At 30.8% G+C, this 6,893-nt stretch carries 8 protein-coding genes; all 8 read left to right on the top strand.

The genetic code is table 11. The annotated features are described in order from the left end of the window. Positions 1 to 128 precede the first annotated feature (128 nt). On the top strand, positions 129 to 755 hold the full coding sequence (locus VDP25_RS17115) for a hypothetical protein (RefSeq protein WP_334471785.1): 627 nt from the start codon (positions 129 to 131) through the stop codon (positions 753 to 755). A gap of 151 nt (positions 756 to 906) precedes the next feature. Next, the gene (locus VDP25_RS17110) at positions 907 to 1,383 is read left to right on the top strand and encodes an SRPBCC family protein (protein ID WP_334471784.1); all 477 of its coding nucleotides are present in this window, start codon (positions 907 to 909) and stop codon (positions 1,381 to 1,383) included. Between the two features lie 203 nt (positions 1,384 to 1,586). Further along, positions 1,587 to 2,075, top strand: a complete 489-nt coding sequence (locus tag VDP25_RS17105; RefSeq protein ID WP_334471783.1) for a hypothetical protein — start codon at positions 1,587 to 1,589, stop codon at positions 2,073 to 2,075. A gap of 147 nt (positions 2,076 to 2,222) precedes the next feature. Further along, positions 2,223 to 2,759, top strand: coding sequence for a YcxB family protein (locus tag VDP25_RS17100; protein ID WP_334471782.1), 537 nt, complete (start codon positions 2,223 to 2,225; stop codon positions 2,757 to 2,759). A gap of 169 nt (positions 2,760 to 2,928) precedes the next feature. Further along, entirely contained in the window at positions 2,929 to 3,546 is a 618-nt protein-coding gene (locus VDP25_RS17095; protein ID WP_334471781.1) for a hypothetical protein, read from the top strand. Between the two features lie 172 nt (positions 3,547 to 3,718). After that, entirely contained in the window at positions 3,719 to 4,333 is a 615-nt protein-coding gene (locus VDP25_RS17090) for a hypothetical protein (RefSeq protein ID WP_334471780.1), read from the top strand. A gap of 144 nt (positions 4,334 to 4,477) precedes the next feature. Further along, positions 4,478 to 5,281, top strand: coding sequence for a hypothetical protein (locus VDP25_RS17085; protein WP_334471779.1), 804 nt, complete (start codon positions 4,478 to 4,480; stop codon positions 5,279 to 5,281). Between the two features lie 146 nt (positions 5,282 to 5,427). Continuing rightward, a complete protein-coding gene (locus VDP25_RS17080; protein WP_334471778.1) occupies positions 5,428 to 6,669 on the top strand; it encodes a caspase family protein in 1,242 nt (413 codons plus the stop codon). The last annotated feature ends 224 nt before the right edge of the window (positions 6,670 to 6,893 follow it).

The following is a 6,893-nucleotide window of genomic DNA, read 5'->3' as shown; positions in this document are numbered from 1 at the left end:
CCGTATATAATTTATTGCTAGTTCTAGCCTACTTACGAAAATCCTCGCGGATTTTCTATTCGGTTTTTATTTGCTAAATTACGTGCTAAACCACGCAACAAACCATATACAAACACGTTACCCACCATTTGAAAAAAACATCATACATAGAATTTGAATTACCGAAAAGCAAGCAAAAAACTCAAGCAGAAGGAATTGTAAAACGGAATTTTAAAAAAGCGTTAATCGGAATTTTTGGCGCAATAATTCCAAAAGCAAATCCTGATTTTGAGAATAAATTTGACCTTGTAGAAAAATGGATTATTGAGTTAGATAATGAAACTGGAATTCCAGAACGTGAAATCGGAATGGATAAAAAAGGGCGAATAATTGTGAAAATGCCATTCAAAAAAAATTATGGTTTTTGGACTGATAGCAATTTAGTATTTAGCGATTTTAAAGGTCAATTTAGCACTTCAAAAATTACTAGAGATACTTTTGAAAATTATTGGAGTTTATTCGAAAAAACAGAAGACTTTGAAACTGAATTAACTGAATTTAAAACTCAAGTGACTGGAGCTGGTGGTGGACGCATATACTTATTAGCAAAAGTTGATTATAAAGGACAAAATCGAGATATAATTGTATATTTTACAAACAAATCTGACGAGCGGAAAGTAAAGGAATTGAGTAAAGTCAAAGTTAGAGGAAAAATAGTTGATGAAGGAATTGAACAATCATTATCATTATTAGAATCGGAATTACTAAACGGATAAAAACGGTGGGTAACACTGTATATAATTTATTGCTTGGTTCTAGCCTACTTACGAAAATCCTCACGGATTTTCTATTCGGTTTTTATTTGTTAACTTAGTTGCTTAACCACGCAACAAACCATATACAAACACGTTACCATACATACGCCAAATGCCAAAAATTGAACTTCGAACTGAAATAAAAGCAGATAGAAAAGTTGTATTTGACCTTTCTAGAAGTATCGATTTACACAAAATTTCCACTGAACAAACGAATGAACAAGCAATCGCTGGAAAAACAAGTGGATTAATTGAAATGAACGAAAGTGTAACTTGGAGAGCAAAACACTTCGGAATTTATCAAAATTTGACTTCCAAAATAACGGAATTTGACAAACCGAAATACTTTGTGGACGAAATGGTTAAAGGTGCGTTTAAGGAATTTAAACACGAACATCACTTTGCGGAATTAAATGGCGGAACTTTAATGACTGATTTTTTTGATTATAAGTCACCTTTCGGAATTTTAGGAAAGTTAGCCGACAAGTTGTTTCTCAAAAAATATATGACTGAATTATTAACTGAACGGAATCGTGTTGTAAAAGAATTTGCGGAATCTGAAAAATGGAAAGAATTGATAACCGAATAAAGTACGTATGGTAACACCGTATATAAAAAATTGCTGGTGTTGTGCTAAAACAAAGGTCGTTGCACGTTTGCTACGTCTGATTTTCCTTCGGAAAATCCTCGCACGCAAACACGCAACTTTCCATATACAAACACGTTGGCGGTAATTAGAGAAACGAGAACAAATTGATAAAACTGAATAATAAAATCATTTTTTTAAAACATATGAAAATCATATTAATCATCCGTGATATTTTTGCAATAGTACTAATCAGTTTTTTAACTTATTTTTTCTTTTTGTACTTAGGGAAAGATTTACTCAATCTTGGGAATAGACAAATTAAATTTTATATTGAACTGATTTCAATTCTATTAATCGGGATTTATATGTATTCTATGCACAAGAAAAATTCAACTGTTTTGACTGCAATGTTAATTACCTTGTCAGTTTTTGCCTTAACAGTTTTAACAGGAATAAGCGGAAATATATTAAATATCATTTTTCTTGCTTTAATCTTTTTATTTACAATTGTAATAAACCTTTTTAAATATAATTCAGAAAAAGAAATTGAGGAAAATTATAAACAAACTCAAAGTCCAGTAAAAATTAAAAAAGCTAATGATTCAAGTAAAATAATCTCTGAATTGAAAAAAGAAATATCAATTAAAAAAGAATTTGAAAAATCTGACCATAATAAGTTTATGCCAAAATAACTACCGCCAACAACGTGTATAATTCATTGCTAGTAATAGCCTACTTTACGAAAGTCCTCTCGGACTTTCTATCTGTGATTTATTTGCTAACTTTAGTGCTTAAACACGCAACGAAATCATACACAAACACGTTGCCATTAATACGAAATGACTTTAAACTATCAACTTACAAATTCGGATTTTTTAGAATATCAACTTTATACATCTTCAAAGTCTGAATTACATAAAAAAAGACGATTTCGCTCTCGAATAATTATTCCAATAATTTATTTAGTACTTGGAATATATTTTGCGAATAAAAATGGAGGATACGGATTTGGAATTACCTTCGCCTCATTCGGAATTTTATGGTTTGCATTCTACCCATTGTATTCTAAATGGAGATACAAAAACCATTTTAAAAAACACGTTGAGGAAAATTATAAAAATCGGATTAACAAACCTGTAAAAATTGACTTTGATGAAAATTCTGTGAATGTCAAAGATTTTACATCTCAAAGCAGAATAAACGGAACTGAACTCAAGGAATTGATAGAAATCAAAGACCATTTTTTTATAAAATTAACAACAGACATATCTCTGATTGTTCCAAAGCACTCGATTGAGAACCAAACGGAATTTAAAACACGAGTGACTGAATTAGGAGCTGAATATGTTGACGAACTGAACTGGAAATGGAAATAAAAAAGTACTAATGGCAACAATGTATAACCGCAATTACGGCGGATTCGACTACGTCCGAATCCACTCGGAATTGCTAAGGCTTGTGCTAAACCGAAAATAATCGCTAATTTAACCCGTAACTGACGGTTATACGAAACCGTTAGCAGCAATTTAAGCCAGCCATCAACTAATGAAGTACTTTATAGCAATCTTAATATCACTTAGTGGATTATTTGTTTTCGGAACAATTCTGAAAACCGAATACTCTCTTGCTTTAGAAATTACTTTTACCATCTTGACTTTTATTATAGCTTTTTTCTGGGAATACTCTCTTTTTAATAAAACTTTTGATTCTGATTTTAAAATTAAAAGTCAAAGAAAGACAATTAGTCTTTTTGATATTGGAATGGCAATATTTTGGACACTATATATTTTGCTTTTAAGTGACAACAGAGAAACACTTAGTTATCTGACTTTTGTATTTTGGACAATTCCTTTTACGGAATTAATTATGTGGTTTATTTACAGAAAGAAAAAGCCCTATACGATATTTATAAATGAGAATGAATTAATCTTGAATAGACGCTGGATTTTAAAAAGGAATCTGACTGAACTCACTCAAATCCAATACGACCGATTTAATAAAAATTTAAAACTTGATTTTAAAACAAAACGTGAAGTTTCGATAAAAGCTACGGAATATAAAACAGATGAAATTCAAAAATTATTAGAAATTCTAATTGAGAAGTCTGAAAACAATGTTTTTGTTCCGAATAATTATGAACCGAAAATAAAAAACAGCTGCTAACACCGTGTATAATTAATTGCTTGGTTCTAGCCTACTTGCGAAAATTCCTGCGGAATTTTCTCGGGTTCGTAAAAGTTTGCTAATTTAGTTGCTAAACCACGCAACTAACCATACACAAAACCGTTGTGCTTAATGCCGCAAACCAACTCTGACAAGAAAAACGAACTGTAGAATGGAAGGAATTTTAACATTTATTATCGCAATTGCAGTAGTCTTCGGAATTATTTTTTTAGTGATGACTGGAGCACAAAAATATGGTGGAATATCATTTTCTAGAAGAGGACATTTACAAGAAGACATTAGAAACAATGAAATCTACAGCAAATTTGCCCAAGAAACTAACGATAAATTAAAGAAAGAAAATCCTGCATTATATATTAAAGCAACGGAAAACTTGAAAAGAAAAAAATACGCTTTTACTTATTCGAATTTCAATGATGAATTAACCAAGATTAAAAAGAAAGAACCTGAATGGGTAAAAAAGGAGGCTGAAAAACAAGCCAAAATCAACCTTGAGGAATATAGAAGAAAATCAGCGAATTTAAGAGAGAAATATAATGAAAAAGAAGTGAATACTGATTTACTCTACAATCCAAAATATAAACCTTTATGGGAATTATATAGAAAGAAAAAGAGGTTTGAAAAACTTGAAATTCAAGAAATTGAAATAATTGACTCAACTGAATACAAAGATTTTGAAATATTAGTAAAAGAATCAACAAGCGAAAATAGTTTAGTAGATAAAATGAAATATTACGATGAACTACTTAAATTACATAAGCACTAAAGCACAACACCGTGTATAATTAATTGCTTTGTAAGTGCTCATCTGGAATATTCCTTCGGAATATTCTCAGGTTCGTAAAAGTTTGCTAAATTAGTTGCTCAACCACGCAACTAATCATACACAACCACGTTACCACACATTTGAATGAACATCGACAACAGAAATAAATTAGAGGAATGGCTTGACCAAAATTATTGGTTCGAAGAGGGATTTATATCTGAAATTAATGATTCAAAAAACGGACTTGAAATTGTAGTCGGATATCAAACAGTTGGAACATATGTCGCAGGAGAAAAACAGGAATTAAAGGAATTTAGTTTAAAACCAATCGGACTTACGAATTGGACTTATAAAAAAGAACAATTCTCACCAACGAAAGAATCTTGCATTAACGGAATTGCCTTGACGGAAAAAGGAATTGGTTTAAAATTCGATACAGAAAGTGTGTTTGAATTGACTTGCGAATCCATAGAAATCAGCGAACCGAAAATCACTCAAACCTATACCAAACCTTGGATTAGTAACCGTGAGATTTATATCACAGCAACCGAAAAAGAAGTTCCAACAGCCAATTATTGGATTGAAAAACTTGGAGAGTATGGTTTGAAAATAGGTTTTAGATATTTTGCGAGCGAACTTATTCAATCCGAAAAAGTTCCATATCCAGATTATAGTGGATATTTTATACAAACTCTAAATAAAATAAGTGAAACTCAAAAAGGTCTGTTTTTCAAATTTATTGGTTTAAAAAATGGAGAATTACGAATCGGAATTGAAAATGGAGACGAAAATAAAGAGTTGTTTAAAACCATTCAATCAATAGTTTCGGATTGGACAAACACCACAATTAATTCTGGAAATGTGGAATTTACTGGAAAGGAATTTAAAGATTATTTGGAAAACGGAAAATATCCCGAACGAATTGAAAAAATAAAAAACGTGTGGTAACAACGTGTATAATTAATGGCTGGTTTTTGCCTACTTACGAAAATCCTTGCGGATTTTCTATTCGATTTTTATTTGTTAAATTAGGTGCTTAAACACGCCACAAATCATACACAAACACGTTACCTGCAATTTGAAAAAAAACATCCGTGATAAAAAACTTTATTCTTAACATAGCAATAGATGATTATGAAAACGCAGCTTTTCCTAAACTGAATAATGCTGTAAATGATGCTGAAAGATTAGAAAAAACTTTAATAGATAATTATGGCTTTGAAACTATTTCCGATTCATTATTTAATAAAAAAGCAACTCGGAAAAATATTATAGAAAGTCTTAATCATTTATCTTCTCTTACAACAGAGAATGATAATTTAATAATACATTTTGCTGGTCACGGTTCTTTACATCCAAAAACAAAAAAAGGCTATTGGATTCCTCAAGATGCTGAAAACCAAGTTAGCGATTTCATACCTAATTCAACAGTTATTGATGCCATTTCAGGAATTGATGCTAAACATATTTTATTGATTTTAGATTCTTGCTTTTCAGGATCTTTCTTGTCTCAAACTAGGTCAAATGTCGAGTTACATTATTTGAAACTAAACCAAAATAAATCTCGTTGGATAATAACATCAGGAAGAAATGAAAAAGTTTCTGATGGACAACCAGGAATTGGTAGTCCTTTTTCTATTATTCTAAATGAATTTCTTGAACAAAACACAACAAAGACTTTTTCTGTTTCAGAACTTGCCACAATTGTATCAAAAGGAACTGGAAATTCTGCAAAGCAGCAACCAATATTTGCGCATATTGAAGGAGTAGGTCATAACGACGGACAAATGATTTTTAATTTAACTAAAGAAATCAATAAACCTATAGAAATTCAATCTAATTTTAATAAAATAGTTGTACCCTTTGAATCTGCAAAAAAAATTCAAAAATTAGGTATAACACAACAAAGCATTTTTGCTTATTATAAAATTAATGATTCTATTATTATAAAAGCATACGACTCAAAAAGAGATTTCATTTGCAATGCATACACATACGAGGAAATTACTGAATTTATACCGGAACATATAGAGGTAGATGAAAATACATATATTGCTGACTTTACGAGTTATAGTAAATTAGGAAAACCCGAGGAAGGTAGTTTTGATTATGCTACTGTTTCTTTTGAAAGGACTTTCATAAAAGACACACCTTTTATGTCTATTTGTAAATGTCGAGGAAAAATGGTTGCCTTTAGTAAAACCTCTGATGGAAAATATAGAAACCTAATAAGATGGGGAGTTAACCAAGCGGAATCTGCTGCTTTAATGATAATTGCTTTAATAGAGGAAAATAAAATTGAAATAAAAACTGCAGGTAACACCGTGTATAATTAATTGCTTTGGCAAGTGCTTATTTGGAAAATTCCTTCGGAATTTTCTCGCGTTCGTTTTTGTTTACTAAATTAGTTGCTTAAACACGCAACTAACCATACACAAAACCGTTGGCAAACATTTGAGAATGACAGAAACGAACAATAATAGCGATGGAATAATAGTAGATGGAATTTCTAAAGTTGCGAATAGCAACCCAAGAATTAACCGAATTTTAAGTATGCTAT

The sequence above is a fragment of the Winogradskyella sp. ECml5-4 genome, assembly GCF_036903175.1.
Classification (GTDB): Bacteria; Bacteroidota; Bacteroidia; order Flavobacteriales; family Flavobacteriaceae; genus Winogradskyella; species Winogradskyella damuponensis.
Note: the sequence above shows the minus strand (reverse complement) of the source record. Positions and strands in the feature narration are given on the sequence as shown.

Excerpts from the sequence above, each read along its gene's own strand:
- VDP25_RS17095 (WP_334471781.1), top strand. The coding sequence starts at position 2,929 with ATGAAGTACTTTATAGCAATCTTAATATCACTTAGTGGATTATTTGTT.
- VDP25_RS17110 (WP_334471784.1), top strand. The coding sequence starts at position 907 with ATGCCAAAAATTGAACTTCGAACTGAAATAAAAGCAGATAGAAAAGTT.
- VDP25_RS17105 (WP_334471783.1), top strand. The coding sequence starts at position 1,587 with ATGAAAATCATATTAATCATCCGTGATATTTTTGCAATAGTACTAATC.
- VDP25_RS17100 (WP_334471782.1), top strand. The coding sequence starts at position 2,223 with ATGACTTTAAACTATCAACTTACAAATTCGGATTTTTTAGAATATCAA.
- VDP25_RS17085 (WP_334471779.1), top strand. The coding sequence starts at position 4,478 with ATGAACATCGACAACAGAAATAAATTAGAGGAATGGCTTGACCAAAAT.
- VDP25_RS17090 (WP_334471780.1), top strand. The coding sequence starts at position 3,719 with ATGGAAGGAATTTTAACATTTATTATCGCAATTGCAGTAGTCTTCGGA.